General features: G+C 71.6%; 23 protein-coding genes and 1 tRNA gene. 13 read left to right on the top strand and 11 right to left on the bottom strand.

Translation table 11 applies throughout. The features are described 5' to 3' along the window. Positions 1 to 124: 124 nt before the first annotated feature. Both ACI2L3_RS09815 and ACI2L3_RS09810 read right to left on the bottom strand, forming a co-directional pair. Positions 125 to 3,364, bottom strand: a complete 3,240-nt coding sequence (locus ACI2L3_RS09815; protein ID WP_404751786.1) for an SUKH-4 family immunity protein — start codon at positions 3,362 to 3,364, stop codon at positions 125 to 127. Between the two features lie 7 nt (positions 3,365 to 3,371). Continuing rightward, complete coding sequence (locus ACI2L3_RS09810) at positions 3,372 to 4,364, bottom strand: SMI1/KNR4 family protein (protein ID WP_404751785.1); 993 nt, start codon at positions 4,362 to 4,364, stop codon at positions 3,372 to 3,374. A 319-nt stretch (positions 4,365 to 4,683) separates the two neighbouring features. Here ACI2L3_RS09810 and ACI2L3_RS09805 point away from each other — a divergent pair, with 319 nt between their 5' ends. Together ACI2L3_RS09805 and ACI2L3_RS09800 are read left to right on the top strand one after the other, a co-directional pair. Then, positions 4,684 to 5,379 (top strand): YwqJ-related putative deaminase, encoded by a 696-nt coding sequence (locus ACI2L3_RS09805; protein ID WP_404751934.1) that lies wholly within the window; start codon positions 4,684 to 4,686, stop codon positions 5,377 to 5,379. A gap of 70 nt (positions 5,380 to 5,449) precedes the next feature. Next, positions 5,450 to 5,977 carry an SUKH-3 domain-containing protein gene (locus ACI2L3_RS09800; protein ID WP_404751784.1) on the top strand — a complete coding sequence of 176 codons (528 nt, stop codon included), beginning with the start codon at positions 5,450 to 5,452 and terminating at the stop codon, positions 5,975 to 5,977. A gap of 25 nt (positions 5,978 to 6,002) precedes the next feature. On the opposite strand, the gene ACI2L3_RS09795 is transcribed toward ACI2L3_RS09800, so the two are convergent. Next, the gene (locus tag ACI2L3_RS09795) at positions 6,003 to 7,328 is read right to left on the bottom strand and encodes a sensor histidine kinase (RefSeq protein ID WP_404751783.1); all 1,326 of its coding nucleotides are present in this window, start codon (positions 7,326 to 7,328) and stop codon (positions 6,003 to 6,005) included. 269 nt (positions 7,329 to 7,597) lie between these two features. Between ACI2L3_RS09795 and ACI2L3_RS09790 the strand changes: the two genes are divergently transcribed. From ACI2L3_RS09790 to pth, 5 genes are all read left to right on the top strand, one after another. Beyond that, a tRNA-Gln gene (locus ACI2L3_RS09790) sits at positions 7,598 to 7,672 on the top strand. Between the two features lie 125 nt (positions 7,673 to 7,797). Next, entirely contained in the window at positions 7,798 to 9,246 is a 1,449-nt protein-coding gene (gene glmU / locus ACI2L3_RS09785; RefSeq protein WP_404751782.1) for a bifunctional UDP-N-acetylglucosamine diphosphorylase/glucosamine-1-phosphate N-acetyltransferase GlmU, read from the top strand. A 113-nt stretch (positions 9,247 to 9,359) separates the two neighbouring features. After that, positions 9,360 to 10,334 (top strand): ribose-phosphate diphosphokinase, encoded by a 975-nt coding sequence (locus ACI2L3_RS09780; RefSeq protein ID WP_404751781.1) that lies wholly within the window; start codon positions 9,360 to 9,362, stop codon positions 10,332 to 10,334. Between the two features lie 182 nt (positions 10,335 to 10,516). Then, complete coding sequence (locus tag ACI2L3_RS09775) at positions 10,517 to 11,110, top strand: 50S ribosomal protein L25/general stress protein Ctc (RefSeq protein ID WP_362998572.1); 594 nt, start codon at positions 10,517 to 10,519, stop codon at positions 11,108 to 11,110. 92 nt (positions 11,111 to 11,202) lie between these two features. Next, positions 11,203 to 11,805: an aminoacyl-tRNA hydrolase gene (pth, locus tag ACI2L3_RS09770; protein WP_404751780.1), complete on the top strand. Its 603-nt coding sequence runs from the start codon at positions 11,203 to 11,205 to the stop codon at positions 11,803 to 11,805. A 151-nt stretch (positions 11,806 to 11,956) separates the two neighbouring features. Here the strand turns inward: pth and ppc are convergent, their stop codons facing one another. Beyond that, on the bottom strand, positions 11,957 to 14,701 hold the full coding sequence (gene ppc, locus ACI2L3_RS09765; RefSeq protein WP_404751779.1) for a phosphoenolpyruvate carboxylase: 2,745 nt from the start codon (positions 14,699 to 14,701) through the stop codon (positions 11,957 to 11,959). Between the two features lie 278 nt (positions 14,702 to 14,979). Between ppc and ACI2L3_RS09760 the strand changes: the two genes are divergently transcribed. Together ACI2L3_RS09760 and ACI2L3_RS09755 are read left to right on the top strand one after the other, a co-directional pair. Further along, positions 14,980 to 15,984, top strand: coding sequence for an acyl-CoA desaturase (locus ACI2L3_RS09760; RefSeq protein ID WP_404751778.1), 1,005 nt, complete (start codon positions 14,980 to 14,982; stop codon positions 15,982 to 15,984). After that, the gene (locus tag ACI2L3_RS09755) at positions 15,981 to 16,667 is read left to right on the top strand and encodes a TetR/AcrR family transcriptional regulator (protein WP_404751777.1); all 687 of its coding nucleotides are present in this window, start codon (positions 15,981 to 15,983) and stop codon (positions 16,665 to 16,667) included. Before ACI2L3_RS09760 ends, ACI2L3_RS09755 begins: the two co-directional genes overlap by 4 nt. Before the next feature lie 11 nt (positions 16,668 to 16,678). Here the strand turns inward: ACI2L3_RS09755 and ACI2L3_RS09750 are convergent, their stop codons facing one another. Then, positions 16,679 to 17,044 carry a VOC family protein gene (locus tag ACI2L3_RS09750; protein ID WP_404751776.1) on the bottom strand — a complete coding sequence of 122 codons (366 nt, stop codon included), beginning with the start codon at positions 17,042 to 17,044 and terminating at the stop codon, positions 16,679 to 16,681. Next, on the bottom strand, positions 17,044 to 17,874 hold the full coding sequence (locus ACI2L3_RS09745) for a trans-aconitate 2-methyltransferase (protein ID WP_404751775.1): 831 nt from the start codon (positions 17,872 to 17,874) through the stop codon (positions 17,044 to 17,046). The genes ACI2L3_RS09750 and ACI2L3_RS09745 overlap by 1 nt, the downstream gene beginning before the upstream one ends. A 113-nt stretch (positions 17,875 to 17,987) precedes the next feature. Between ACI2L3_RS09745 and tamR the strand changes: the two genes are divergently transcribed. Further along, on the top strand, positions 17,988 to 18,485 hold the full coding sequence (tamR, locus tag ACI2L3_RS09740; protein ID WP_362376856.1) for a MarR family transcriptional regulator TamR: 498 nt from the start codon (positions 17,988 to 17,990) through the stop codon (positions 18,483 to 18,485). Here the strand turns inward: tamR and ACI2L3_RS09735 are convergent. Further along, complete coding sequence (locus ACI2L3_RS09735; RefSeq protein ID WP_404751774.1) at positions 18,444 to 19,220, bottom strand: LuxR C-terminal-related transcriptional regulator; 777 nt, start codon at positions 19,218 to 19,220, stop codon at positions 18,444 to 18,446. The genes tamR and ACI2L3_RS09735 overlap by 42 nt on opposite strands. A 263-nt stretch (positions 19,221 to 19,483) precedes the next feature. On the opposite strand from ACI2L3_RS09735, the gene ACI2L3_RS09730 reads away from it, so the two are divergent. Then, a complete protein-coding gene (locus ACI2L3_RS09730; protein WP_404751933.1) occupies positions 19,484 to 19,939 on the top strand; it encodes a GNAT family N-acetyltransferase in 456 nt (151 codons plus the stop codon). On the opposite strand, the gene galK is transcribed toward ACI2L3_RS09730, so the two are convergent. From galK to galT, 3 genes are read right to left on the bottom strand one after another with little or no spacing between them, the layout of a single operon-like run. Beyond that, positions 19,940 to 21,094 carry a galactokinase gene (galK, locus tag ACI2L3_RS09725; RefSeq protein ID WP_404751773.1) on the bottom strand — a complete coding sequence of 385 codons (1,155 nt, stop codon included), beginning with the start codon at positions 21,092 to 21,094 and terminating at the stop codon, positions 19,940 to 19,942. Positions 21,095 to 21,114: 20 nt separating this feature from the next. After that, the gene (gene galE / locus ACI2L3_RS09720; protein ID WP_404751772.1) at positions 21,115 to 22,068 is read right to left on the bottom strand and encodes a UDP-glucose 4-epimerase GalE; all 954 of its coding nucleotides are present in this window, start codon (positions 22,066 to 22,068) and stop codon (positions 21,115 to 21,117) included. Beyond that, positions 22,065 to 23,129, bottom strand: a complete 1,065-nt coding sequence (galT, locus tag ACI2L3_RS09715) for a galactose-1-phosphate uridylyltransferase (protein WP_404751771.1) — start codon at positions 23,127 to 23,129, stop codon at positions 22,065 to 22,067. The genes galE and galT overlap by 4 nt, the downstream gene beginning before the upstream one ends. 169 nt (positions 23,130 to 23,298) lie before the next feature. On the opposite strand from galT, the gene ACI2L3_RS09710 reads away from it, so the two are divergent. Together ACI2L3_RS09710 and ACI2L3_RS09705 are read left to right on the top strand one after the other, a co-directional pair. Next, positions 23,299 to 24,993 carry a sodium:solute symporter family protein gene (locus ACI2L3_RS09710; protein ID WP_404751770.1) on the top strand — a complete coding sequence of 565 codons (1,695 nt, stop codon included), beginning with the start codon at positions 23,299 to 23,301 and terminating at the stop codon, positions 24,991 to 24,993. A gap of 23 nt (positions 24,994 to 25,016) precedes the next feature. Further along, a complete protein-coding gene (locus tag ACI2L3_RS09705; RefSeq protein ID WP_404751769.1) occupies positions 25,017 to 25,298 on the top strand; it encodes a hypothetical protein in 282 nt (93 codons plus the stop codon). 21 nt (positions 25,299 to 25,319) lie between these two features. Here the strand turns inward: ACI2L3_RS09705 and ACI2L3_RS09700 are convergent, their stop codons facing one another. Next, positions 25,320 to 26,042: a LuxR C-terminal-related transcriptional regulator gene (locus ACI2L3_RS09700; RefSeq protein ID WP_404751768.1), complete on the bottom strand. Its 723-nt coding sequence runs from the start codon at positions 26,040 to 26,042 to the stop codon at positions 25,320 to 25,322. Positions 26,043 to 26,318 lie beyond the last annotated feature (276 nt).

Below are 26,318 nucleotides of genomic sequence, written 5' to 3'. Positions count from 1 at the left end.
CCGGTCAAGGATGCGGCAAATGGCGCCAGAAGTCGGAATCGGGGCGACATTCCCGCCGCCCACGCCCCGAATGGACGAGGCGCCCGCCCCGGACTCCGGAGCGGGCACCTCGTACGGCGGAGGGCTACAGCAGCCCGTCCCACATCTGCTCGAGCAGCACCGACCACCAGCTCTCCGGCGACGCGAGCGCCGCCGGGTCGAGGGCGGCCAGCTGGTTCTGGAAGTCGACGGTCCAGCGGCCCGCCTGCTCCTGGTTGAGCCCGAACCGCAGCCGCCACATCCGGCCGAGCAGCGCCATGCAGCGCGCGAACTCGGGCAGCCCCGTGTTCACGAACTGCGGCGGCACGGGCGCCCCGCCCGGACCCGCCTCCACCGGCACCGCCACGATGTTCGCCGTGCCGTACTGCACGCACAGCGCACGCCCGAAGTCACTGCCCATCACCAGGTACGAGCCCGCGTCGGACGCCGGCTGCACACCCCGCTCCTGCGCCAGCTCAGCCAGCGTCGGCACGGGACGCCCCGGCTGGGCCTGCGCCCAGAAGAACGGCCCGAAGTCGACGGGCAGACCCGCCACCACGAGGGTGTGCGCCACGATGTCCGGCACGCCCTGCCGGGACACGGCCCGCTGGTCGAACCGGAAGATGCCAGGACCGAAGGCCGCGGCCAGCTCCTGCGCGACGCCCTCCGGCGGGATCGGCGGGGCGGGCGGCAGCTGCTGCAACGGGGCCCGCACGGGTGCCGGGCGCGCCGGGCCGTCCGCGACCTGGTGCAGCTCGCCCTGGTGCGCGAGGAGCTGCTGCATGCCCTGGCGGCGGGACGCGTGGTCCTTCCCGTACGGGGCGATCGACGTGATCCGCGCCTGCGGCCAGGTCTCCCGGATCATGCGGGCGCAGTACGCGCCCGGCAGCTCGCAGGACTCCAGCTCCGTGTGGAGTTCGAGCACCTGCTGCGGCGGCACGTTCATGCCGCGCAGCTCGTGCAGGATCTGCCACTCCGGGTGCGGGGTGCCGGGCGCCGAACGACGGATGAGCTGCTGCTCGGATCCGTCGGCCGCGCGGTACCGCAGCACGGCCTGGTAGCCGGGTCCGACGGTCGGCTGCCCGGTGGGCTGCTGCGGATAGCCGTACGGCTGACCACCGGGTACGCCGGGAGCGCCGGGACCGGGGCCGGGGTGGCCCGGCGCGGGCGGCGGCATACCGGGCGCACCCGGACCGCCGACCGCGGGACCGGCCAGCATCGTCGCGGCGTGGTGGACGCCGCCGCCGGGGGGCGGCGGGGTGCCGGGGGCGCCCGGAGCACCGGGGGCGCCGGGCGGACCGGGGGGCTGCGGGGCGCCCGGAGCGCCAGGGGCACCCGGCGGCTTCAGCCCGCCGGGACCGCCCATGCTCGGATCGGCCAGCATCGTCGCCGCGTGGTGCACGGCACCCGGAGGCGTACCGGGAGCACCGGGCGGCCCGGGAGGTCCAGGCTGACCGGGCTGGCCGAGAGCACCGGGCGGACCGGGGGGCTGCGGCGCACCCGGAGCACCCGGAGCGCCAGGGGCACCCGGCGGCTTCAGCCCGCCGGGGCCACCCATGCTCGGATCGGCCAGCATCGTCGCCGCGTGGTGCACACCGCCCGGGGGCGTACCCGGAGCGCCGGGGGCGTTCGGAGCGGCCGGCGGCTGAGGTCCGTCCGGGCCGAGCGAGGAGACGAGCTGCGTCGGTACGTAGCCACCGGCGGGGGTGCCGGGAGCGCCGGGTCCCGAAGGCGGCGGCGTGCCGCCACCGGGCGCGCCCGGCGGGGCGGGAGGCGGCGGCGTACCCGCTCCGGGCCCCTCCGCCTTGCTGGTGGCGGCGGACGCGATGTCCCCGGCGTTCGGGGCGGACGGCTGAGGCGGACCGGCCGGCGGCCCGGCAGGAGCGGCGGGTCCCTGCGGGTACGCGTACGCGGGAGCGCCGGGGGCGCTCGGCGGCGGGGGCGTCGGCGAACCGGCGGGAGCGGCCGGCCCCGGGGCGGCGGGACCCTGCGGATACGCATACCCGGAGGCATCGGCAGCGCTCGGCGGCGGGGGCGTCGAACCAGCAGGCGGCTGCGGCGCGTTGGCGGACGACGGACCGGCAGGAGCGCCCGGCCCGGAAGCAGCGGGACCCTGCGGATACGCGTACCCGGGGGCGCTCGGCGGCGGGGGCGTCGGCGAACCGGCGGACGGCGCACCGGCAGGAGCGGCCGGCCCGGAACCGGCCGGACCCTGCGGATACGCGTACCCGGAGGCACCGGGAGCGCTCGGCGGCGGGGGCGTCGAACCAGCAGGCGGCTGCGGCGAGTTGGCGGACGACGGACCGGCAGGAGCGCCCGGCCCGGAGGCGGCGGGGCCCTGCGGATACGCGTACCCGGAGGCACCGGCAGCGCTCGGCGGCGGAGGTGCCGACGAACCGGCGGGGCCCTGCGGGTACCCGTACGCGGAGGCACCCGCCGCGCTCGGCGGCGGAGGCGTCGGCGAACCGGCGGGCGGCTGCGGCGAGTTGGAGGGCGGACCGCCGGGGGCGGACTGGGCCGGTGCGGCCGGGGCCGCGGGCGTGCCCGGTGCCGGGGTGTCCAGGGCCGGAGCGATCGCCGTCGCCGGAAGCTGGCTGCCCCCGTGCATCAGGGCGGTCTTGGCGTCCGGCGCGGCACCCTGCGACGGGGCGTCGCTGTCGTCCAGGCCGGTCAGCGGCGGCGCGAACACCGTCGCGGGCAGCGGCACCGAATGGTCGTCGCCCGTATCGGCGTTGGTGTCCGTACCGGCCCACGGAGTCGCCCCCGCGGGCACGCCCGGCGAGGTCGCGGGCAGGCTGTCGTCGCGCTCGGGCACGTCGTCCTCGACGGAGTCGGCGGCCGCGGGCCACGACGTACCGCCACCCGGAGGGGCGGGCGCGGCAGGCGTCTCCGGAACCGCGGACGCCTCCGACTCCGGCGAAGCCCCCGCCCCCGTCCCGGAACTCCCCTTCTCTGCCCGCCGGTCCGGAATGCCCAGCTTGTCCGCCGCCTCCTGGAGCCACTCCGGAGGCGTGAGCAGGAACGACGTCTGGTTCAGGTCGACCCGCTCCGGGGGCGCCGGCACCGCGTCCTGCGGCGCCGCGTCCGGGAGGCCGTACTCCTCCTCGTACCGGCGAATCACCTCGCCCACGGGAAGCCCGGGCCAGAGCGTGGCGTCGCCGCTGTCCCGTGCGATGACGAGCCGCTGCCCGCCGCCGTCGGACACCGGGCCGTTCTCCCGGTCCTCGGCCCACACCACGAACCCGAGGTCGAACTCCCGGACCCGCACCTCACGGTGCTGATAGCCCGGTACGTCGCCGTTGATCCACTCCTCGGCGCGCTCCTGCGCCTGCGCGAAAGTCACCATTGTCGCGTCACTCCCCACCCGGCACGGAGACGGCGTGCGCGAAGCCGCCGTCCACCATCAGGTTCGCCACGGTCTCCAGCTCCGGCGGGTTGCCCGCGAGCCGGGACAGGAATACGTCGAAGTCGTCGCCGCACGGCAGCAGCAGCCGCCGCACGCGCTCGGCCGGCGGCCACCCGGCCGCCTCCGAGACGTCCCGCGCGTCGTCGTACGCGCAGAACCACACCGAACCGATCCGGTCACCCTTGACCTTCACGGCGAGCAGGCCGCCCTGCACGAAACCGACCCCCAGGTAGTCCTTGGTCAGGTGGTCGCGCAGGCACTTGTTGACGTACACCAGGTCGTTGACCGCGGCCTCGTCCCGCACCGTGAAGAACGGCTGGTCGACGAGGAGTCCGAGCTCGGCGTCGAGCGCGGCGCCGACCGGCGCGCAGCCGCCCGCCGCCTTCAGGAAGGAGCGGTAGGCGCCCGGCAGCCGGTACCCCAGGTCCTCCTCCACGCCCTGCACCTGCTGCTCGGTCACCGCGACGGAGGCCTTCGGCAGACCGAAGTGCGCGGGACGCGTCTCCTGGAGCGGGCGCGTGCCCCTCTTCTCCTGGTCCACGGCCGTCGTCGCGATCCCGCCGTGGTGCCGAAGGAGCGCCTTCACCTCGACGGGGACCAGCTCCAGACGGCGGCTGTTCGGCGCGTGGTGCCAGGTCCAGCCGTGCGGGGTCGCCACCGCGGGGATGGTGTCCCACAGTTCGTGGCCCGCCGCCGCCATCGCCGCGTTCGCCGACACGTAGTCCGTCAGGCGCAGTTCGTCGACACCGAAGCCCTCCGGCGGTTCCGCGATCTCCGCGGTCGCACGCGCATACGACGAGAAGTCCGGGAAGCCGTGCTCGTCCACCCGCACACCTCTGGGGTGGCGGGCGGCACGGACCGGGTCCGGGAAGTGCACGACCTGCCCGGCGTAGGCCGCGTTCGGCGGCGCGGACTGCTGCCCCAGCCGACCTGTCGTCATGGCGGTTGCCCCCTGCGGCACTGTGGAAGGTTCTGGTTCTGGTCCTGCGATGTCGACACAGCCTATGCGCAAGAACGGCACCGGTCACCGGGCCTCCGGTTCCATGACCACCAGCCACCGGAGGGTCACCGGACGGTCACCGTGCGACGGATCCAGACGGAAAGCCAGGCGTGTCGCAGTGCCCCAGCTTCCGCACCACCCGCCCCATTTGGCAGGCTGTCCCCCGCAACGCGGGGGCGTGGCACACGCGGTGACCCCGCGAGCAGGGGGAGGGAAGAGCGCAATGCAGACGGCACAGAGCGGCATGTCCGGCCACACGCTGTCCACGACGGCGGCCACGACGACGAACGACACCACCGCACGGGGGCACGGTCCGGCCACCGTCCCGACCCCGGGGGACGCACGCGCAGGCGACCCGCGTACGGGGACCCCACGCGCGGACGACCCACGTGCGGGCGCCCCACGTGGGGATGACTCGCGTACGGGTGCTTCACGCACAGGAGACCCGCGCGGGGGCGATCCCCGCGCAGGAGACCCGCGCGTCGGCTGGAGCGCCACCACCGCCACCACCGCCCACGCGCCCATCCTGCGCCAGCGCCGCGACGGCATCCTGCCCACCGTCGCCGCCGCCCTCTCCGTACGCGGCCAGACCACCCTCACCTGCACCGCGCGCCGCGGCGACGAGCCACCCACGCTCCACCCGCTCGTCCAGGACTTCCTCGACGCCCTCACCAGCGGCCAGCGCGAACGCTTCACCGGCCGCTGCGCCGAGGCCATCCTGATCTCCCGGCACCTCACGGCGGCCGACGCGAGCCGCTCCAAGCGCGCCTCGCGCAAGCCCATGACCAACGGCGAGGCCCGCAAGGCGCTCAAACACGCCAAACTCACCACCCGCCGCATCCGTGAGGACGGTGACCCGCTGCACGGCGCCTTCGCCCAGCCCTGCCGCTCCTGCACCGCCCTCACCGCGCACTTCGGCGTCCGGGTCGTCGACCCCACGACGAGCGAGGCCTGACCGCCGCCCGGCCGACCACCCACCACGACCGCCCGCACCACCGCCCCCACGACCGAACGAGGGCCACCCGATGCACCCCGAACACCCCGCCACGGCCACGTCCGCCGCCGGCGGCAGCACACGCTTCCCCGTCCCCGTCGACGCCGCCCTGCGCGCGGCCGGCTGGCGCCCCGGGCGCTGGGACATAAAGCAGGCCGAGATCTGGGCCGACGCCCTGCGCCGCCACACCTCACCGGCCGGCCACCGGCACACCGTCTTCCCCGCGGCCGTCGAGGCGTGGGCGGAGTTCGGCGGCCTGCACATCACCCCGCAGGGGCCCGGCCGTCAGATAGCGCCCGCCACCGCACACCTCGATCCCATGTACGGGCTCCACCTCGCCCGCACCCTCGGCGACCTGGGCCGCGCCCTCGGCACGGAGGTGTGCCCCATCGGCGAGGAACCCGACAACCAGGCGCTCCTTGCCATCGACATCGAGGGCCGCGTCTACAGCCTCGATCACAGCGGCGACTGGTTCCTCGGCGCCCACCTGGACCAGGCCCTCGCGACCCTCATCACCGGCGCCCAGCCCATCCGCCTGTCGGCGACCGCGCACCTCTAGAACGGGGTACGCCGCCCACGTACGCCTAGCCCGCCACCACGGCCGCCGCCGGAAGCACCGCCGAGACGCGGAAGCCGCCGCCGTCCGTCGGGCCGGAGACGAAGACTCCGCCCAGGCCCGTGACCCGCTCCTTCATTCCCACCAGGCCGTTGCCGCCGCTGGGCAGGCGGGCGGCGTCCGCCGTTCCGTCCGGCTCCGGCGGCGGCTCGTTCTCCACCTGCATGGCGATCTCCGCGCCCCGATACGCAAGCCGTACGTACGTCTTCGCGCCCGCCGCGTGCTTATGGACGTTGGTCAACGCCTCCTGCACCACCCGGTAAGCGGTCTGCTCCACATCGGCCGAGCAGTCGCGCGGCTCACCCTGCACGGACAGGTCCACCGCCATGCCCGCCGCCCGCGACTGGCCCACCAGCTCCTCCAGCTCCGCCAGACACGGGCCGTCCTCGTCGACGGCGCGTGACGCCGCCGCGGCAGCAGCGAACCCCACCGCGGCGAGCGGCAGCGGCTCGGCGGGCTTCGCGCTCTTCGTGCCGTCCCCGGTCCGCAGCACCCCCAGCATCTCGCGCAGTTCGGTGAGCGCCTGCCGGCCCATGTCACCGACGAGCGCCGCGTTCCGCACGGCTTTCTCCGGGTCCTTGCGGGCCACCGCCTGGAGCGCCGCCGCGTGGACCACCATCAGGCTCACCCGGTGCGCGACGACGTCGTGCATCTCGCGGGCGATCCGGGTCCGCTCCTCGTTCCGTGCCCACTCGGCCCGCTCCTCGGCGCGCTCGGCGAGCAGCTGGAGCTCCCGCTCCAGACTGTCGGCCCGCTCCCGCATGCCTTCCACGAGACGGCGCCGCGCGCCGACGTACAGGCCGAGCAGTACGGGCGGCGCGGTCACCCCTATCGCGGCGGTCACCGCGAAGAACGGGATGAACTCGCTGCCGATCGACGGGCTGCCCTCCGCCATGTCCTGGTTGGCCCGCACCAGCGCGACGACCAGCGTCCCCGCCATCGACATGCCGGCGAGGGCGCCCGTGATCCGGCGCGGCAGCTCGGAGGCGGCGAGGGTGTAGAGGCCGACGACCGTCAGCAGGACGCCCATCTGCGCGGGCGTGATCGCGATCGATATCAGCACGACGGCGACGGGCCAGCGCCGCCGGATCAGCAGCGCGGCACCCGCGAGCACCCCGAAGCCGACGCCCACCGGCACGGGCAGTCCCGCGTCGCGCGCGAAGGCTACGCCCTCCGCCCCGCACTCCGCCGCGGACAGCACCCCGAGCCCCGCGTCCAGCGCGGCCCCGCGCCACCGCTCCCACCACCACGGCCCGGTCATGGCCGTGGTGCGGTCGTCCCCCGTCGTGGTCATGCCTTCCAGCGTACGGGCGTTCCGCCCCGGTTTTCCGGCGAGTTTCCCGCTCGGTGATCCAGCACACGCCCCGTTCGACCGAAAGCGAAACCTGCCGGTATCCCTCGAACTGTTGAACCCTTTACGGTTCCGCCCCGGACGTCCGCATTCCGGTTGAGCGGCCCCGACACCGGCGGGGAGTTGTACCGTCGCGTCGGAGGCACTCGGTGGGGCATAGTGTTGGGTGCCGATTCGGCGACCTGGCCAAATGTCCGGTTCAGCCGTTTCATTCCCCCGTGGTGTAATTGGCAGCACTGTGGCTTTTGGTGCCATCTGTCCGGGTTCAAGTCCTGGCGGGGGAGCCAGCCGTTCCGGGTCCTGACCTCCAAGGTCGGGACCCGCCCTCATTTCCACCCCACAACGCCCCGGTATCCTGCGGATGTCCTCCTCCAGAGGAACCCCAACCCATCCGAAGCCGAAGGGCATCCCCGTGAGCGCAACCTGCCCGGCAGCCGTCGTCGTCCTCGCAGCGGGTGAGGGCACCCGTATGAAGTCGGACCTGCCCAAGGTCCTGCACGAGATCTGTGGCCGTTCCCTCATCGGGCACGTGCTCCACGCCGCCTCCGCGCTCTCGCCCGAGCAGCTCGTCACCGTCGTCGGCTTCCAGAGCGAGCAGGTGAGGGAGCACCTGGGCGCCGTCGCGCCGCAGGTACGCACCGCCTACCAGGCCGAGCAGAACGGCACGGGGCACGCCGTCCGCATCGCCCTGGAAGAGCTCGGCGGCCCGGTCGACGGCACCGTCGTGGTGGTCTGCGGCGACACCCCGCTCCTCACCGGCGCGACGCTGCGCAAGCTCGCCGCCGTGCACAGCGACGACGGCAACGCCGTGACCGTGCTGACCGCCGAGGTGCCGGACGCGACCGGCTACGGCCGCATCGTGCGCGACAGTGCGAACGGTGCCGTCACGGCGATCGTCGAGCACAAGGACGCCACCGAGTCCCAGCACGCGATCCGCGAGATCAACTCGGGCGTCTTCGCCTTCGACGGCCGGCTCCTCGCGGAGGCGCTCGGCAAGGTGCGCACGGACAACAGCCAGGGCGAGGAGTACCTGACGGACGTCCTCGGCATCCTGCGCGAGGCCGGGCACCGGGTGGGCGCCGCCGTGGCGGACGACCACGAGGAGATCGCGGGCATCAACAACCGCGTCCAACTGGCGCAGGCGCGCCGGACGTTCAACGACCGGCTCCTGACGGAGGCCATGCTGGCCGGCGTCACCGTCGTCGACCCCGCCTCGACGTGGGTGGACGCCACGGTCACCTTCGAGCGGGACGCGGTCGTGCACCCGGGGACGCAGCTGCACGGCGTCACGCACGTGGGCAAGGGCGCCGAAGTGGGCCCCAACACGCGGCTGAAGGACACCACGGTGGGCGCGGGCGCCCGGGTCGACAACAGCGTGGCGGACAGCGCGGAGATCGGCGAGCGGGCGAGCGTCGGCCCGTTCGCGTATCTGCGCCCCGGCACCCGGCTTGGGACCAAGTCCAAGGCGGGTACGTATGTGGAGATGAAGAACGCGACGATCGGCGAGGGGTCGAAGGTGCCCCACCTGTCGTACGTGGGCGACGCGACCATCGGCGAGTACTCCAACATCGGTGCCGCGAGCGTCTTCGTGAACTACGACGGCGAGGCGAAGCACCACACGACGGTGGGGTCCCACTGCCGTACGGGTTCGGACAACATGTTTGTGGCTCCTGTCACGGTCGGGGACGGCGCGTACACCGCCGCCGGGTCCGTGATCACGAAGGACGTGCCGGCCGGTTCGCTGGCCGTCGCCCGGGGCCAGCAGCGGAATATCGAGGGCTGGGTGGCCCGTAAGCGTCCGGGGAGCGCGGCCGCGAAGGCGGCGGAGGCGGCGTCCCGGGAGCCGGCCGGCGAAAGCTGACCGGAAACAGGTGCGTCTGACACGGCGTACCGTGATAGTGCACATTCGGCCGACTCGACGCACCGGGACGCGTGAGTACGGCAGCGGGAAGAACTCTCTGAGGAGACAGTGCTGTGACCGGGATCAAGACGACCGGCGAGAAGAAGCTGATGCTCTTCTCCGGCCGCGCCCACCCCGAGTTGGCCGAGGAGGTCGCACACAAGCTGGGTGTCGGCATCGTGCCGACGAAGGCCTTCGATTTCGCCAACGGTGAGATCTACGTCCGCTACCAGGAGTCGGCGCGCGGCGCCGACTGCTTCCTGATCCAGAGCCACACCGCTCCGATCAACAAGTGGATCATGGAGCAGCTGATCATGATCGACGCGCTGAAGCGCGCGTCGGCCCGCTCCATCACCGTCATCGTGCCGTTCTACGGTTACGCGCGACAGGACAAGAAGCACCGTGGGCGTGAACCGATCTCGGCGCGTCTGGTCGCGGACCTGATGAAGACGGCGGGCGCGGACCGCATTCTCACGGTCGACCTGCACACGGACCAGATCCAGGGCTTCTTCGACGGCCCGGTCGACCACCTCTTCGCCCTGCCGATCCTCGCGGACTACGTGGGCGCGAAGGTCGACCGCTCGAAGCTGACCGTGGTCTCCCCGGACGCCGGCCGCGTGCGCGTCGCCGACCGCTGGTGCGACCGCCTCGGCGCCCCCCTCGCCATCGTGCACAAGCGCCGCGACAAGGACGTCGCCAACCAGGTCACCGTGCACGAGGTCGTCGGTGAGGTGGAGGGCCGCGTCTGCGTCCTGGTCGACGACATGATCGACACGGGTGGCACCATCTGCGCCGCCGCCGACGCGCTGTTCGCGCACGGCGCGGAGGACGTCATCGTGACGGCCACGCACGGTGTGCTCTCGGGCCCCGCCGCGGACCGTCTGAAGAACTCGAAGGTGAGCGAGTTCGTGTTCACGGACACGCTGCCGACGCCGGGCGAGCTGGAGATCGACAAGATCACGGTGCTCTCGATCGCGCCGACGATCGCGAACGCGGTGCGTGAGGTCTTCGAGGACGGTTCGGTGACGAGCCTCTTCGACGAGCAGTAGAAGAGCGCGGTAGAAGATCCTTTTGGTGCGGCCTCCGTCGCCGAGTAGACTGCTGAAGTTGCTCGGCGAGGGAGGCCGCACTTTTCTGTGCGGCTGTCCGTTATCGACGCGCTCTTCGTAGCAGGCCGTTCGTGGCCGGGTGACCGACTCTTTTTCCGTCACTGCATATACGAGGAGTGCACATGTCCGAGGTGAAGATCACCGCCGAGACCCGTACCGAGTTCGGCAAGGGTGCCGCCCGTCGTCTGCGTCGCGCCGACAAGCTGCCCGCCGTCGTCTACGGCCACGGCATGGACCCGGTCCACATCGCCCTTCCGCACCACGACACCCTGATGGCGCTGAAGACCTCGAACGTCCTGATCAACCTGGACATCGACGGCCGCAGCGAGCTCGTCATCCCGAAGGCCGTCCAGCGTGACGCCCTGCGCATCGGCATCCTCGAGCACGTCGACCTGCTCATCGTGAAGCGCGGCGAGAAGGTCACCGTCGAGATCCCCGTCCACACCGAGGGCGACCTGGCGCCGGGCAACAACCTGCTCGAGCACGTCCTGAACACCCTCCCGGTCGAGGCCGAGGCCACCCACATCCCGGAGTCGGTCACCGTCTCCATCGCGGGTCTGGACGCCGGCGACGCGGTCCTCGCCAAGGACATCCCGCTGCCCGCCGGCTCCACGCTGGCCGTCGAGGACGACACCGTCGTCCTGCAGATCCTCTCCGCGCAGGCCGAGGAGGCCCCGGCCGAGGGTGCCGAGGGCGACGCCGCCGCCGAGGCCTGAGCCTCGCGACGCACATTCGGCACGGCAGCCGCCGCTCCCTCGGGGGGCGGCGGCTGCCGTGTATCAGGCAGTGACGCGCGTATGAAGGAGACATGCACGTGACGACCGACGCCAGCGCGCCCTGGCTGATCGCGGGCCTCGGCAACCCGGGCCCCGACTACGCCATGAACCGGCACAACGTGGGCTTCATGGTGGCCGATCTGCTCGCGCACCGCATGGGCGCCAAGTTCAAGCGGGCCGGCAAGGCCCAGGCGCAGGTGGTCGAGGGCCGCATCGGTCCGCCCGGCCCCGCGAACCGCCGGGTGATCCTCGTGAAGCCGATGTCGTACATGAACGTCTCCGGCGGCCCGGTGACGGCGCTCCGCGACTTCTACAAGGTCCCGACCGAGCACATCGTCGCCGTCCACGACGAGCTGGACATCGACTACGGCACGCTGCGGCTGAAGCTGGGCGGCGGCGACAACGGCCACAACGGCCTCAAGTCGATGACGAAGGCGATGGGCCCCGACTACCACCGCGTGCGCTTCGGCATCGGCCGCCCGCCGGGCCGGATGCAGGTCGCGGACTTCGTCCTGAAGGACTTCTCCGCGACGGAACGCAAGGAACTCGACTACTTCGTGGACCGAGCGGCCGACGCGGCGGAGGCTCTGATCATCGAGGGCTTGGAACGAGCCCAGAGCACGTACAACTCCTGAGGACGCTCACACTGCGTCGCCGGGCAAGCCGGTGCCGCCCAGGGGCGCGGGGAACTGCGCGACCAGCCACGACGAGCCCGCAGCCGAGACACAAACAGGGCCCCGCACCACCCAAGTGGCGCGGGGCCCTGTCACATGAGCCGAGGGCAGCTCAGCCGGTGTTACGCAGCCCAGCCGCCACCCCGTTGACGGTGAGAAGCAACGCCCGCCCGAGCAACGGATCAGGCTCCTCCCCCGCGGCAGCCGCATCCCGCTGCCGCTTCAGCAGCGCGACCTGAAGATACGAGATCGGGTCCAGATAGGCGTCACGGATCGCGAAGGTCTGCTGGAGCGCCGGGTGGGACCCGAGGAGCTCGTCGCTGCCGGTGATGCGCAGCACCTCGCGCACCGTCAGCTCGTGCTCCTCCTCGATCGTGTCGAAGACGTGCTTGAGCTCGTCCGGCACGAGCGTGTCGACGTAGTGCCTGGCGATCCGCAGGTCCGTCTTCGCGAGCGTCATCTCGACGTTGGAGAGGAAGTTGCGGAAGAAGTGCCAGTGCTCGTGCATCTCGTCGAGGACGGTGTCCAGGCCGGCCTCGCGCAGGGCCTTCAGGCCCGAGCCGACGCCGAACCAGCCGGGCACGATCTGCCGGGACTGGGTCCAGCCGAAGACCCACGGGATGGCGCGCAGGCCGTCGAGCGAGACGCCCGAGCCGGGGCGCCGCGACGGCCGGGAGCCGAGGTGCAGGTCGGCGAGCTGGTCGACCGGGGTCGACGCGAGGAAGTACGTCGGCAGGTCCGGGTCCTCGACGAGGCGCCGGTACGCGGAGTGCGCGGCGTCCGAGACGACGTCCATCGCGGCGTCCCAGCGGGCGAGGGCCTCGTCGGACTGGCGGGGGGCGGTGTGCAGGGCGGAGGCCTGCAGCGTTGCCGCGACCGTCAGCTCCAGGTTCTCCCTCGCCAGCGAAGGCACCAGGTACTTGTCGGAGATGACCTCGCCCTGCTCGGTCACCTTGATCTCGCCCTCCAGGGTGCCCCAGGGCTGGGCGAGGATCGCGTCGTGGGAGGGGCCGCCGCCGCGGCCGACGGTGCCGCCGCGGCCGTGGAAGAGGCGCAGCCGGACGCCGTAGCGGTGCGCGACGTCACGCAGGCGCCGCTGGGCGCGGTGGATCTCCCACTGGCTCGTCGTGATGCCGCCGAACTTGGACGAGTCCGAGTACCCGAGCATGACTTCCTGCACGTCACCGCGGAGCGCGACCAGACGCCGGTACGACGGGTCGGCGAGCATCTCGTCGAGGATGACGTCGGCGGCGCGCAGCTCGTCGGTGGTCTCCAGGAGCGGCACGATGCCGATCTTCGCCCAGCCGGCGTGCAGGTCGATGAGTCCGGCCTCGCGGGCGAGGACGGCGGCCGCGAACACGTCGTCGGCGCCCTGGCACATCGAGATGATGTACGACTCGATGACCTCGGGTCCGAAGACTTCGAGGGCCCTCTTGACGGTGAGGAAGACGCCGAGGGTCTTCTCGCCGGCGGCGTCCACGGGGGCCGGGGAGGGGCCGAGGGGGCGCCGGGACCTGAGCTCCTTGGCGAGGAGCTTCTGCCGGTACTCGCGGGGCATGTCCGCGTACCGCCAGGACTCCTCGCCGAGGCGGTCGAAGAGCTGGCCGAGGGCGTGGTGGTGGGCGTCCGCGTGCTCGCGTACGTCCATGGTGGCGAGCTGGAGGCCGAAGGCGGCCAGCGTGCGGATGGTGCGGTTCATCCGGCCGTCGGCGAAGAGGGCGCCCTTGTGCTCGCGCAGCGAGGTCTGGATGAGGGTGAGGTCCGCAAGGAGCTCGCTCGTGCCGAGGTAGTCGCGGCCCGGCTCGTGCGGGGTGCCCTTGGCCAGGCGCTGCTTGGTGTTCTCCAGCTTCTGCCGGATGCAGGTGGCCTTGAGGCGGTAGGGCTCCTCGGCGTTGAGGCGCTTGTAGCGGGGGCTGATCTCGGGCAGCCGCTCCAGGTCGCTCTGGAGGGAGGCCCTGAGCTCGTCGGTGGCTCCGGTGTAGCGGATGGAGTTGGAGAGGAAGCCGCGGAGCTCGTCGATCATGTCGAGCGCGTCGTTGATGCCGTGCTCGTGCTGGAGGATCAGGACGTCCCAGGTGACCTGCGGGGTCACGTTCGGGTTGCCGTCGCGGTCGCCGCCGATCCAGGTGCCGAAGCTGAGGGGCCGGGTGCCTTCGGGGAGCTGGACGCCGACGCGCTCCAGTTCGGCGGTGAGGTCTTCCAGTACGTCCCCGACGGCGCCGGCGTGCAGCTCGTCGAGGTAGTAGATGGCGTTGCGGGCCTCGTCGGCGGGCTCGGGGCGGACGACGCGGAGTTCGTCGGTCTGCCAGACGAGGTCGATGTTCTCCGCCAGTCGGGTGTCGTGGCGGCGCCGGTCGGACTCGATGACCGGGGTCTCCAGGAGCTCGGCGACGCGGCGGAGCTTGTTCAGCACGGAGCGGCGGGCGGCCTCGGTGGGGTGCGCGGTGAAGACGGGGCGCACGTTGAGGTGCTGCACGGTCTGGCGCAGGTGCTCGGGGTCGGCGTCCTTGAGGCGGTCGGCGGTGCGGGCGAGGAGACCGCCCTCGGCGGCGCGCCGGGCGCGCAGCTCGCGGCCGCGGTGGACCTGCTCGGTGACGTTCGCCAGATGGAAGTAGGTGGAGAAGGCGCGGACGAGCTTGGCCGCGGTCTCCAGCTCCGTGCCGCCGAGGAGCTTGGCGGCGGCCTCGCCGTCCTCGCGCGTCAGACGGCGGACCTTTTCGACCAGTTCGAGGAGTTCGGGACCCTCTTGGCGTACGAGGGTCTCGCCGAGCAGGTCGCCGAGGCGGCGGATGTCGGCGCGCAGCTCGGTGCTGGCGGTGCTTGTGGCCTGCTGGCCCTGGTCGTCGGCACTGCTCACAGGTGCGGCTCCTTGCAGTGTTGAAGCGCTTCAAGACTGGGAGGGGTTCCGGTGGGAAACCGGGGAGATACAGAGCGGACCGCGCTGTCCGACCGTGTCCAAGGATAGGTGTCACTTGGGGCACGGAGCTCGCGGGCTCTTGCCCAGGAGCTCCGCACTGCCATACTTACGTCGCCGTAGGTTACGGAACCGTAGGTAACGTGGTATCGCAGCCGTTGCAGGAACCGTGCCCGTGCACTGCTCCCACCTCAGCCCTCGACCCCATAGGGGACGTGCCCATGACGACAACCTCCGATGCGTACTCCGACTCCGATGTGATCGAAGACGCTCCGCGGGCCACCGGATCGGCCGATCCGGTGGTCCCGGCGACGCTGGGCGGCGAGCGGAAGCGCTCGCTCGAACAGGTCGCCCTGCTCCTCTTCATCACCGTCCCGTTCCTCGCCCTGGTCGCGGCGGTGCCGCTGGCCTGGGGCTGGGGGGTGAGCTGGCTGGACCTCGGCCTGCTCGTCTTCATGTACTTCCTGGGGTGCCACGGCATCACCATCGGCTTCCACCGCTACTTCACGCACGGCTCCTTCAAGGCGAAGCGGCCGCTGCGGATCGCGCTCGCGGTGGCGGGGTCGATGGCGGTGGAGGGACCCGTGGTGCGCTGGGTGGCCGACCACCGCAAGCACCACAAGTTCTCCGACGCGGACGGCGACCCGCACTCCCCGTGGCGTTTCGGCGAGACGGTGCCGGCCCTGATGAAGGGGCTGTGGTGGGCGCACATCGGCTGGATGTTCGACGAGGAGCGGACGTCGCAGGAGAAGTACGCGCCGGACCTGGTCAAGGACCCGGCGATCCGCCGGATCTCGCGGCAGTTCCTGATGTGGACGGTCGTGTCACTGGCCATCCCGCCGCTGGTCGGCGGCCTTGTCACCATGTCGTGGTGGGGCGCGTTCACGGCGTTCTTCTGGGGCTCGCTGGTCCGCGTCTCGCTGCTGCACCACGTCACGTGGTCGATCAACTCGATCTGCCACGCGGTGGGCAAGCGCCCCTTCAAGTCGCGTGACCGCTCGGGCAACGTGTGGTGGCTCGCGGTGCTGTCCTGCGGCGAGTCCTGGCACAACCTCCACCACGCCGACCCGACGTCGGCGCGGCACGGCGTGATGAAGGGGCAGATCGATTCGTCGGCGCGGATCATCCGCTGGTGCGAGCGGCTCGGCTGGGCGTACGACGTGCGGTGGCCGTCGAAGGCGCGCATCGACTCCCGCCGCCGGCCGCAGGCCGCTGACGCGGCATGATGGACGACGTGGCGACCGACTCCAGCAATTCAGGCCCTGCCGGCAAAGAGAAGCAGCCCCGGCGCACCCGCCGGACCCGGATGACGGGTGCCGAGCGCCGGGAGCAGCTGCTCGACATCGGTCGCACGCTGTTCGCCGCCAAGGGGTTCGAGGGCACGTCGGTGGAGGAGATCGCCGCGAAGGCCGGCGTCTCCAAGCCCGTCGTGTACGAGCACTTCGGCGGCAAGGAGGGGCTGTACGCGGTCGTGGTGGACCGCGAGATGCGGCAGCTCCTGGACATGGTGACGGGGGCGCTCACCGCCGGGCACCCCCGGGAACTCCTCGAACAGGCGGCGTTCGCCCTCCTCGACTACATCGAGACGTATACGGACGGCTTCCGCATCCTCGTCCGCGACTCTCCCGTGGCCCAGTCCACGGGCACCTTCGCCTCCCTGATCTCGGACATCGCCACGCAGGTGGAGGACATCCTGGGCCAGGAGTTCAAGGGCCGCGGCTTCGACCAGAAGCTGGCGCCGCTGTACGCGCAGGCGCTGGTCGGCATGGTCGCGCTGACGGGCCAGTGGTGGCTGGACGCGCGCAAGCCGAAGAAGGCGGAGGTGGCGGCGCATCTGGTGAATCTGGCGTGGCACGGGCTGGACGGGCTGGAGCCGAAGCCTCGTCTGATAGGCCACCGTAAGAGCTGACGTCGCCGCCGTCACTCCTCGTCCGGCTCCAGGAATTCCAAGCGGTTGCCCACCGGGTCCTCCGAGTAGAAGCGGTGGTGCCCGGGGAGGTCGTCGTCCCAGACGACCTGCGCTCCCCGGGCCGCGAGCCGTCGCGCGTACGCCTCGATGCCGGTGACCCGCAGCCCGGGGTGGGCCTTCCGCGCGGGCCGGAAGTCGTCCTCGATCCCCAGGTGCAGGCGTACCCCGCCCGCCTCGAACCAGCACCCGCCGCGGGCCGCGAGCACCGGCGGCTTCGGCACCTCCCGCATGCCGAGCACCCCGCAGTAGTACGCGCGCAGCTCCGGCTCACTGCCCGGCGGGGCCGCCAGCTGGACGTGGTCGACGGCCGTGAGCATCAGGCGTCACCCGCCTTGCGGGCGACCGCGAACACCCGCCGGAACGGGAAGACCGTGCCGTGAGTGGTCCTCGGGTAGGCCACGCGCAGCAGCTCGGCGTACTCCGCGAGGAACGCCTCGGTCGCCCCCCGGTCGTCCGCAAGGGCTGTCAGGACCGGGCGCAGGCCCGTGCCCTTGACCCAGTCGAGGGCGGGGTCGGCGCCCTGGAGGAGGTGCTGGTACGTCGTCTCCCAGGCGTCGACCTCGCAGCCGAGGTCCGCGAGGCGTTCCAGGTACGCCCCCGGCGGGAGTACCGCGTCCCCGTGGCGCAGGACGTCGCCGAGGCGGTCGCGCCAGCGGGGGGACGCGGCGAGGTCGCGCATCAGTACGTGGCTGGGGGCGTCGAAGTTGCCGGGGACCTGGAAGGCGAACGTGCCGCCGGGGGTGAGGGCCGCGATCCATGCCGGGAATGAGTCGGAGTGGCCCGGCACCCACTGCAGGGTGGCGTTGGAGAGGATCAGGTCGTACGTGCCGGGGGGCGGCGTCCAGTCCGTCGCGTCGGCGGGGGCGAAGTCGAGGCGGCCGCCGCCCACCGTGGGGCCCGCCAGCTCGTCCGCCCGGGCCAGCATCTCCGGGGAGTTGTCGAAGCCGGTGATGTGCGCGGTGGGCCAGCGGTCGGCGAGGAGCCGGGTGGCGTTGCCCGGGCCGCAGCCGAGGTCGGCGACGCGGGGCGGCCGGTCGGCGGCAGGAAGTTCCGGCACCCGGGCGAGCAGGTCGAGGAAGGGGCGGGACCGGTGGCCGGCGTGGCGCAGGTACTGCTGCGGATCCCAGGTCGGGGCGGCTGCGGGCATGGTGCGGGCCTCCTCGGGTGACGGGGTCTGTCGCCATCCTGAACCCATCCTGAACGCCCGGATATCTTGACGTCAAGAGACTTCACGTCGACAGACCCCCTACACTGATCGTCATGGAGGACGAGGTCGATCGGCTGGTCGCAGCGTGGCGCCGGGAGCGCCCTGACCTCGACGTGGAACCACTCGAGGTACTCAGCCGCGTGAGCAGGCTCGCGCGGCACCTGGACCGGGCCCGCAGACTCGCCTTCTCGGAGCACAACCTGGAGCCGTGGGAGTTCGACGTCCTGACGTCGCTGCGGCGCGCGGGCGCGCCCTACCAGCTCTCCCCCGGCCAGCTCCTGACCCAGACGCTCGTGACGTCCGGCACGATGACCAACCGCATCGACCGCCTCGCGAAGAAGGGCCTCGTCGAGCGCCTGCCCGACCCGAGCGACCGGCGCGGCGTCCTCGTGCGCCTCACCGCGGAGGGCCGGGACCGCGCGGACCAGGCCCTGGCCGGACTCCTGGAGCAGGAGCGGGCGATCCTCGCCGAGCTCTCCCGCGCCCAGCGAGGTGAACTGGCCGGGCTGCTACGCCAGTTGACCGCCCCGTTCGACAACATCCCCGGCTAGGTCGGCCGGTCCGACGCCCGCGCGCCGGGCGAGCGCCACAGCGGCGAGGGTGGAGTGGACACCCAGCTTCCCCAGCACGTTCTGCATGTGCGTACGCACGGTGTGCGGGGAGAGGTACAGGCGCTCGGCGACGGCCTTGCGGCCCAAGCCCGCCACCATGCAGCGCAGCACCTCGCGCTCGCGCGGGGTCAGGGACTCCACGAGGCGCTCGGACTCGGTGCGGTGCTTGCGGGCGGCGGTGAGCTCGCGCAGGACGCCGGTGAGCAGGGCGGGCGGCAGATGGGTCTCGTCCCGTAGTACCCCACGTATGACCGTGAGCAGCCGGGACAGGGAACAGTCCTTGGCGACCCAGCCGGAGGCACCGGCCTGGAGGGCGAGGGCCGCGCGGCGCGGGTCGTCCTTCTCGGCGAGCACGACGGTGCGCACGGCGGGCTGGCCCGAGCGGACGCCGGCGACCAGGGAGATACCGTCGACGAGCCCGTCGGCGTTGCCCTCCTGGACGGGGACGGCGGGCCTGGTGTTCTGGAGGGCGCTCGCGGTGCTGCCGAGGTCGGCGTCGACGAGCAGCACGTCGTATCTGCGGCCCTCGGTGACCGCCCGCTCCAGGCAGCGCAGCGCGGCGGGACCGCTGCCGGCCGCGGACACGTCGACGTCGGGCTCGGCCGCGAGCGCGGCGGCCAGCGACTCGGCGAAGATGCGGTGGTCGTCGACGACCAGAACTCGGATACGAACCACAGAAACCCCCTTCCCCACGCTCCTGCAAGGAGCAGGGGATACCCCGTCATCGGAGAACGGCTGGTGCGGGTACGGCGCCCGGTGCGGGGGTCGACGCGGTCGCACGGCCGCCGCCGTGCAGTGACCGCCACCCCCACGCCGGGCGTCGTACCCGACTGTCTCGCCCCCTGATCAGTGCCGGCCCCCACCGGCACTGCCCTTCAGAGTAGGGCCGGACGCCGGAAGCGGAAGGAGATTTGCAGAACTGATTGGCCGACGCGTTTATGGTGAGCCGTATGTTTCGTATGGAGACGGGAGTCGACAGAGAGCGGCTGGGTCTGCTTCGTTCGCGGCTGCGCGAGACGAACACGGCGGCGTCTCCCGAGCTCCGCGCCCTGCGCGGGACCCAGGATGACCTTGAAGTCCCCCTGGCGGTCTGGGCGTTGGACGAGGCCGGCGCCCTCGCGGCGGGCCTCGCCGCCCACACCTGGGCCCGCTGGCTGCACGTGAATTACCTCTGGGTCGACGACCGCCACCGCGGCGCGGGCCTGGGCTCGCGCCTCCTCGCGGAGGCCGAGCGGATGGCCCGCGAGGACCGCGACTGCCTCAACTCCCGTGTGGAGACATGGGACTTCCAGGCCCCGGGCTTCTACCGGAACCGCGGCTACGAGCTGGTGAGCGTAATCCCCGACTACCCGGAGGGCGTCAAGGAGTTCACGCTCACCAAGCGGCTGGGCTAGCTAGCTCTCCCGGCGCGCCCCCGCCGACGCCACCGCCGGGAACACCCTCGGTGTCGTGAAGCCCGCCGCGGCGAAGGCCTCCAGGACCGACTTCGTCACCGTGTCCTCGTCCGCGGACTCCACCAGGACGACCGCCGAGCCGCCGAAGCCGCCGCCGGTCATCCGGGCGCCGAGCGCGCCCGCCGCGTTCGCGGAGGTCACCACGAGGTCCAGCTCCGGGCAGGAGATGCGCAGGTCGTCGCGGAGCGAGGTGTGGCCCTCGGTGAGGACGGGGCCGATGGCGCGGACGTCGCCGGCGTCGAGGAGGGCGATGACCTGCTCGACGCGGTGGTCGTCGGACACGACGTGGCGGACGTAGCGGCGGACCTTGTCGTCCGTCAACTGAGCCAACACCGAGTCCAGTTCGGCGTATGGGATGTCGCGCAGGTGCGAGACTCCGAGCGCCCGCGCGCCCGCCTCGCAGCCGGCGCGCCGCTCCGCGTAGGCGCCGTCCCCGAGGGCGTGCTTCACGCGGGAGTCGACGACCAGGAGCCGCAGGCCGTGGGCCGCCAGGTCGAAGGGGACCTGGCGTATGGAGAGGTCACGGCAGTCCAGGTGCAGGGCGTGGCCCTCCGTGGCGCACGCGGAGGCCATCTGATCCATCACGCCGCACGGCACGCCGACGAAGGCGTTCTCGGCGCGTTGAGCGAGGACCGCCAACTCGGGCGCGGACAGGCCGAGTTCGTACAGGTCGTTCAGGGCCAGTGCCGTCACGACCTCCAGGGCGGCCGACGAGGACAGGCCCGCGCCGGTCGGCACGGTCGAGGCGAGGTGGAGGTCGGCGCCCCCGGAGACGTCGTGGCCCGCCTCCCGCAGCGCCCACACCACACCGGCCGGGTAGGCGGCCCAGCCGCCCTGCCCGTACTGCGACAGGGGTGTCAGGTCGGCCACGCGCAGTTCGGCGACCGGCGCGTCGATGTCGGCGGAGTGGAGCCGCAGGACGCCGTCGGTGCGGCGCGCCACCGCCGCGACCGCGGTGTGCGGCAGCGCGAGCGGCAGCACGAAGCCCTCGTTGAAGTCGGTGTACTCGCCGATGAGGTTGACCCGGCCGGGGGCCGACCAGACCCCCTCCGCCTCGTATCCGTACAGCTCCGCGAACTGCGCCACTACGTCCATCGGTTATCCCTCAATCACGGTTATCGCTGGGCGAACGCCCACGCGTCGGCGACGATGCCCGCGAGGTCCGCGCGGGACGGGTTCCAGCCGAGCTTCTCGCGCGCGGTGGCGGCGGAGGCGACGAGGACCGCCGGGTCGCCGCCGCGGCGCGGCGCCACCACCTCGGGGATGGGGTGCCCGGTGACCCGGCGGACGGTCTCGATGACCTCGCGGACGGAGAAGCCGTTGCCGTTGCCGAGGTTGCAGATGAGGTGCTCGCCGGGGGTGGCGGCCTCGACGGCGAGGAGGTGCGCCTCGGCGAGGTCGGCGACGTGGATGTAGTCGCGGACGCAGGTCCCGTCGGGGGTCGGGTAGTCGTCGCCGAAGACGCTGATCGCCTCGCGCCTGCCCTGCGCGACCTGGAGGACGAGCGGAATGAGGTGCGACTCGGGGTCGTGGCGCTCGCCGCAGTCGCCGAACGCGCCCGCCACGTTGAAGTAGCGCAGCGAGACGGCGGCCAGGCCGTGCGCGGCGGCCTCGCCGGTGATCATGTGGTCGACGGCGAGCTTGGAGGCGCCGTAGGGGGAGGTGGGGGCGGTCGGGTCGGTCTCCGTGATGGGGGTGTTCACGGGCTCGCCGTACGTCGCGGCCGTGGAGGAGAAGACGAGCCTGCGCACGTCCGCGTCGCGCATCGCGGCGAGCAGCGCCATCGTGCCGCCGACGTTGTTGTCCCAGTACTTCTCGGGCTTCACGACGGACTCGCCGACCTGGGAGAAGGCGGCGAAGTGCAGCACGGCGTCGTACGAGGAGTCCAGCCACTTGGCGGCATCGCGGATGTCGCCCTCGATGAAGGCCGCACCCGAGGGAACGCCCTCGCGGAAGCCGGTCGAGAGGTTGTCGAGGACCGTCACCTCGTGCCCGGCCTCGATCAGGTGCTGGGCCACCACACTGCCCACGTAGCCCGCTCCACCGGTGACCAGGTACTTACCGCTCATGAACTCGCTACCTCTCGCAGTCGCTGGGCCGCGGCTTCCGGCGGCACGTCGTTGATGAACACGCTCATGCCGGATTCGGAACCCGCGAGGAACTTCAGCTTGCCCGAAGTGCGGCGAATCGTGAAAAGTTCGAGGTGCAGGGCGAAATCATCACGATTGATCCCCTCATATCCGTCGAGGGTGCCGAACGGTGCCTGGTGCCAGGCGGAGATGTAGGGGGTGGGTGACTCCCCCGACTCGTCGAAGATCCGGTCGAAGCGCCTCAAGAGTTCCAGGTAGATCTGTGGAAACTCTGTGCGCGCCGCCTCGTCGAGCCCGAGCAGGTCGGGCACCCGGCGCTTGGGGTAGAGGTGCACCTCGTAGGGCCAGTGCGCGGCGTACGGCACGAAGGCGGTCCAGTGCTCGCCCTCCAGGACGACCCGCCCCCCCGCGCTCTCCTTGGCGACGATGTCGTCGAAGAGGTTGTGGCCGCCCGACGCCTCCTTGAACGCGGCGAGCGAGCGGAGCATCAGGTCCGTGCGCGGGGTGACGAAGGGGTACGCGTAGATCTGCCCGTGCGGATGGCCGAGGGTCACGCCGATCTCGGCGCCGCGGTTCTCGAAGCAGAAGACCTGCTCGACGGAGGGCAGGTGGGAGAGCTCGGCGGTGCGGTCGGTCCAGGCCTCCAGGACGAGTCCGGCCTGTTCGGGGGTGAGGTCCGCGAAGGACGCGTCATGGTCGGAGGTGAAGCAGACGACCTCGCAGCGGCCCGCGTCGCCCGCGAGCGAGGGGAAGCGGTTCTCGAAGACCACGACGTCGTACGCGGAGTCGGGGATCTCGCTGAGCCGGTCCCCGGCGGAGGGGCAGAGCGGGCACTCGTCGGCCGGCGGGTGGTAGGTGCGGCCCTGGCGGTGGGACGCGATGGCCACGGAGTCGCCGAGCAGGGCGTCCTTGCGCACCTCCGATGTGGTGGCGACGGGCGCGAGCGGGCGCCGGTCGACGGCGTCGCGCACGGCGTCGTCGCGTACGTCGTAGTAGATGAGCTCACGACCGTCGGCGAGACAGGTCGAGGTCTTCTTCACGTCCGGGGCTCCTCACCACCTACCCAACAGAACCGAACATAACAAACCACAAGCCAACAGGAACGTCAACGATCACAATCAAACAAAGAACACCAACAGAACTGTTCAGTTATTGAAGTGAGAGGCGTAGGTTCCGGTCTGATCCGTTCGCGCAACGAAGCGAGTTCACATGCAGTCCCCCACAACAACCCTGGCCGAGGGGCTTCGGCTGCCCACCAACGGCCTCGACTACGCGATCCTGGCCATCTACTTCGCCGTGGTCCTCGGCATCGGCTTCGCAGCCCGGCGCTCCGTGAAGACCAGCCTCGACTTCTTTCTCTCGGGCCGCTCCCTGCCCGCCTGGGTCACCGGTCTCGCCTTCGTCGCCGCGAACCTGGGCGCCACCGAGATCCTCGGCATGGCCGCCACCGGCGCGCAGTACGGCGTCGCGGTCGTCCACTGGTACTGGATCGGCGCCATCCCGGCCATGGTCTTCCTCGGCCTGGTCATGATGCCGTTCTACTACCGCAGCAAGGTCCGCTCCGTCCCCGAGTTCCTGCTCCAGCGCTTCGACAAGTCGGCGCACCTGCTCAGCTCGGCGCTCTTCGCCTTCGCGGCGATCCTCATCGCGGGCGTGAACCTCTACGCCCTGTCGATCGTCGTCGAGGCGCTGCTCGGCTGGCCGCAGTGGGTGGCGATCGTCGTCGCGGGGCTCTTCGTGCTCGCGTACATCACCATCGGCGGTCTCTCCTCGGCGATCTACAACGAGGTCCTGCAGTTCTTCGTGATCCTCGCCGCGCTGATACCCATCTGCGTCATCGGCCTGAAGAAGGTCGGCGGCTGGGACGGCCTCACCGGCTCCATCGAGAGCCGGCACGGCGACAACTTCATGACCGCCTGGGGCGGTACGGGCATCGGTGACGCCAACCCGCTCGGCGCCAACTGGCTGACGATCATCCTCGGCCTCGGCTTCGTGCTCTCCTTCGGCTACTGGACGACCAACTTCGCCGAGGTGCAGCGCGCCCTGTCCGCGAAGAACCTCTCCGCCGCCCAGCGCACCCCGCTGATCGCCGCCTTCCCGAAGATCTTCATCGTCTTCCTGGTGATGATCCCGGGCCTGGTCGCCGCCGTCCTCGTGCCGAAGATCGGCACGCCGGGCTCCGACCTGACGTACAACGACGCGATCCCGTACCTGATGCAGGAGTTGCTGCCCAACGGCGTGCTCGGCATCGCGGTGACCGGTCTGCTCGCCGCGTTCATGGCGGGCATGGCGGCGAACGTGTCGTCCTTCAACACCGTGTTCACGTACGACATCTGGGCGAAGTACGTGGTCAAGGGCCGCGAGGACGGCTACTACCTGAACTTCGGCCGCCTCATCACCGCGATCGGTGTGCTCGCCTCGATCGGCACGGCGTTCATCGCCTCGTCGTTCTCGAACATCATGGGGTACCTCCAGACCCTCTTCTCCTTCTTCAACGTCCCGATGTTCGTGGTCTTCATCATCGGCATGTTCTGGAAGCGCGCCTCGATGAAATCCGGTGTGTGGGGCCTGGTCGCGGGCACCACCGCGGCGATGGTCAACTACTTCTGGATCTACAAGCAGGGCGTCATCGACATCCCGACCGACCAGGGCGCCAACTTCGTCTCCGCGATCGTCGGCTTCGTCGCGGGCGCCGTCGTGATGGTCGTCGTCACGCTCTTCACCGCGCCCAAGCCGGAGGCCGAACTGGCCGGTCTGGTCTACGGCACGGCGTCCCCGGGCCTGGAGGGCGCCGACGACGAGGGTGCGGAGGCGGGCGACGACGCCTGGTACCGCAAGCCGGCCCTGCTCGGCTGGGGCGCCGTCGTCCTCGCCGCGGCCTGCTACCTGCCGTACTCGCTCTAGCCCCCGATCGGAGGACCGAAGACATGTCCGACCTGCACAAGCACGTCTCCGACCTGGAGGCCAAGTCCGCGACGGCGGCCCGCCTCTTCGACATCCGGCGCATCATCGGCGGCCTGTTCGTCGTCTACGGAGTCATCGTGACGATCGCCGGGATCACCGCGTCCGACGCCGACCTGAAGAAGGCCGAGGACATCAACATCAACCTGTGGACGGGCCTCGGCATGCTCGCCCTCGGGCTCTTCTTCCTCGGGTGGATGTGGCTGCGCCCGACCATCGCGCCCGCACAGGAGCCGGAGAGCGACTGACGTCCCGTGCGGGGCCCGGGTTCACCGCGGTGACTCGGGCCCCGCCGGCATGTCCGCGCTGTTCGCGTACATCGTCGCGGGGCGCTCGGCGCGCTCCAGGAGGCCCGTGCGCGCCGCGAGCGCGGCGGCCTCCAGGCGTGAGCCGACGCCCAGTTTCATCAGGACCCGCTGCACATGCGTACGCGCCGTGCTGGGCGCTATCCCCATCCCGGCGGCGATCAGCCGAGTGTCTTCGCCGTCCGCGACCCGCACCAGGACCTCGACCTCGCGGGGCGTCAGCATCTGGAGGAGCCGCTGCCCCTCGTCGTCGGGCTGCGCGGCCGGATTGAGCAGCTCGCTGAAGGCACCCTGCAACAGCTGGGGCGCCACGGCGGCCTCCCCGGCGCGCGCCTTCATGATGGCGCGCTCCACTCCTTCGATGCGCTCGTCATGGCGTACGTAACCGGACGCGCCGGAGGCGAACGCGGCGGCGATGCCGCGCGGATTCGGCACCGGTCCGAGCACCACGACCGCCACCTGCGGCCGCTCCCGCTTGATCTTCACGACCGGGTCGAACATGCCCGGCTCGGCAGGCGTCGCCGTACCCAGGAGGCAGACCTCCGGGGCCCTGCTGATGACCAGTTCCGCCGCCCCCGCGGCGGGCGCGGCGGCAGCGAGCACCCGGTGCCCGCGCAACTTCAGTGCCGAGGCGAGTGCCTCGGCGAGCAGTCGGTGATCGTCGACCACCATGAGCCGCACACCCATAGCAACCCCCCACTTCCCCGCGGGCCCCCCGACCCTTCATCCCCCGGAAGCTACACGCTTGTTCGACGTTGCGCGCCCCCTACCCGTGAGAAGCGGCCCGGAATGCCGAAATCCCTGCCCTTCGGGGGCGCTGGGAAGTACTGAGGGGTACGCGGACGGGGGGGGGCGCCCCCCCCCGGGGGGGGGGGGGGGGGCCCCCCCCCCGGGAAACGCCGGGGCGCGCGCCAAAAAACCCGGTTAACCCCAGCAAACACAAAAAAAAAAACCATATAGGTG

The sequence above is a fragment of the Streptomyces sp. NPDC029674 genome (assembly GCF_044903205.1).
Classification (GTDB): Bacteria; Actinomycetota; Actinomycetes; order Streptomycetales; family Streptomycetaceae; genus Streptomyces.
This window is presented reverse-complemented; position numbering and strand designations above follow the sequence as displayed.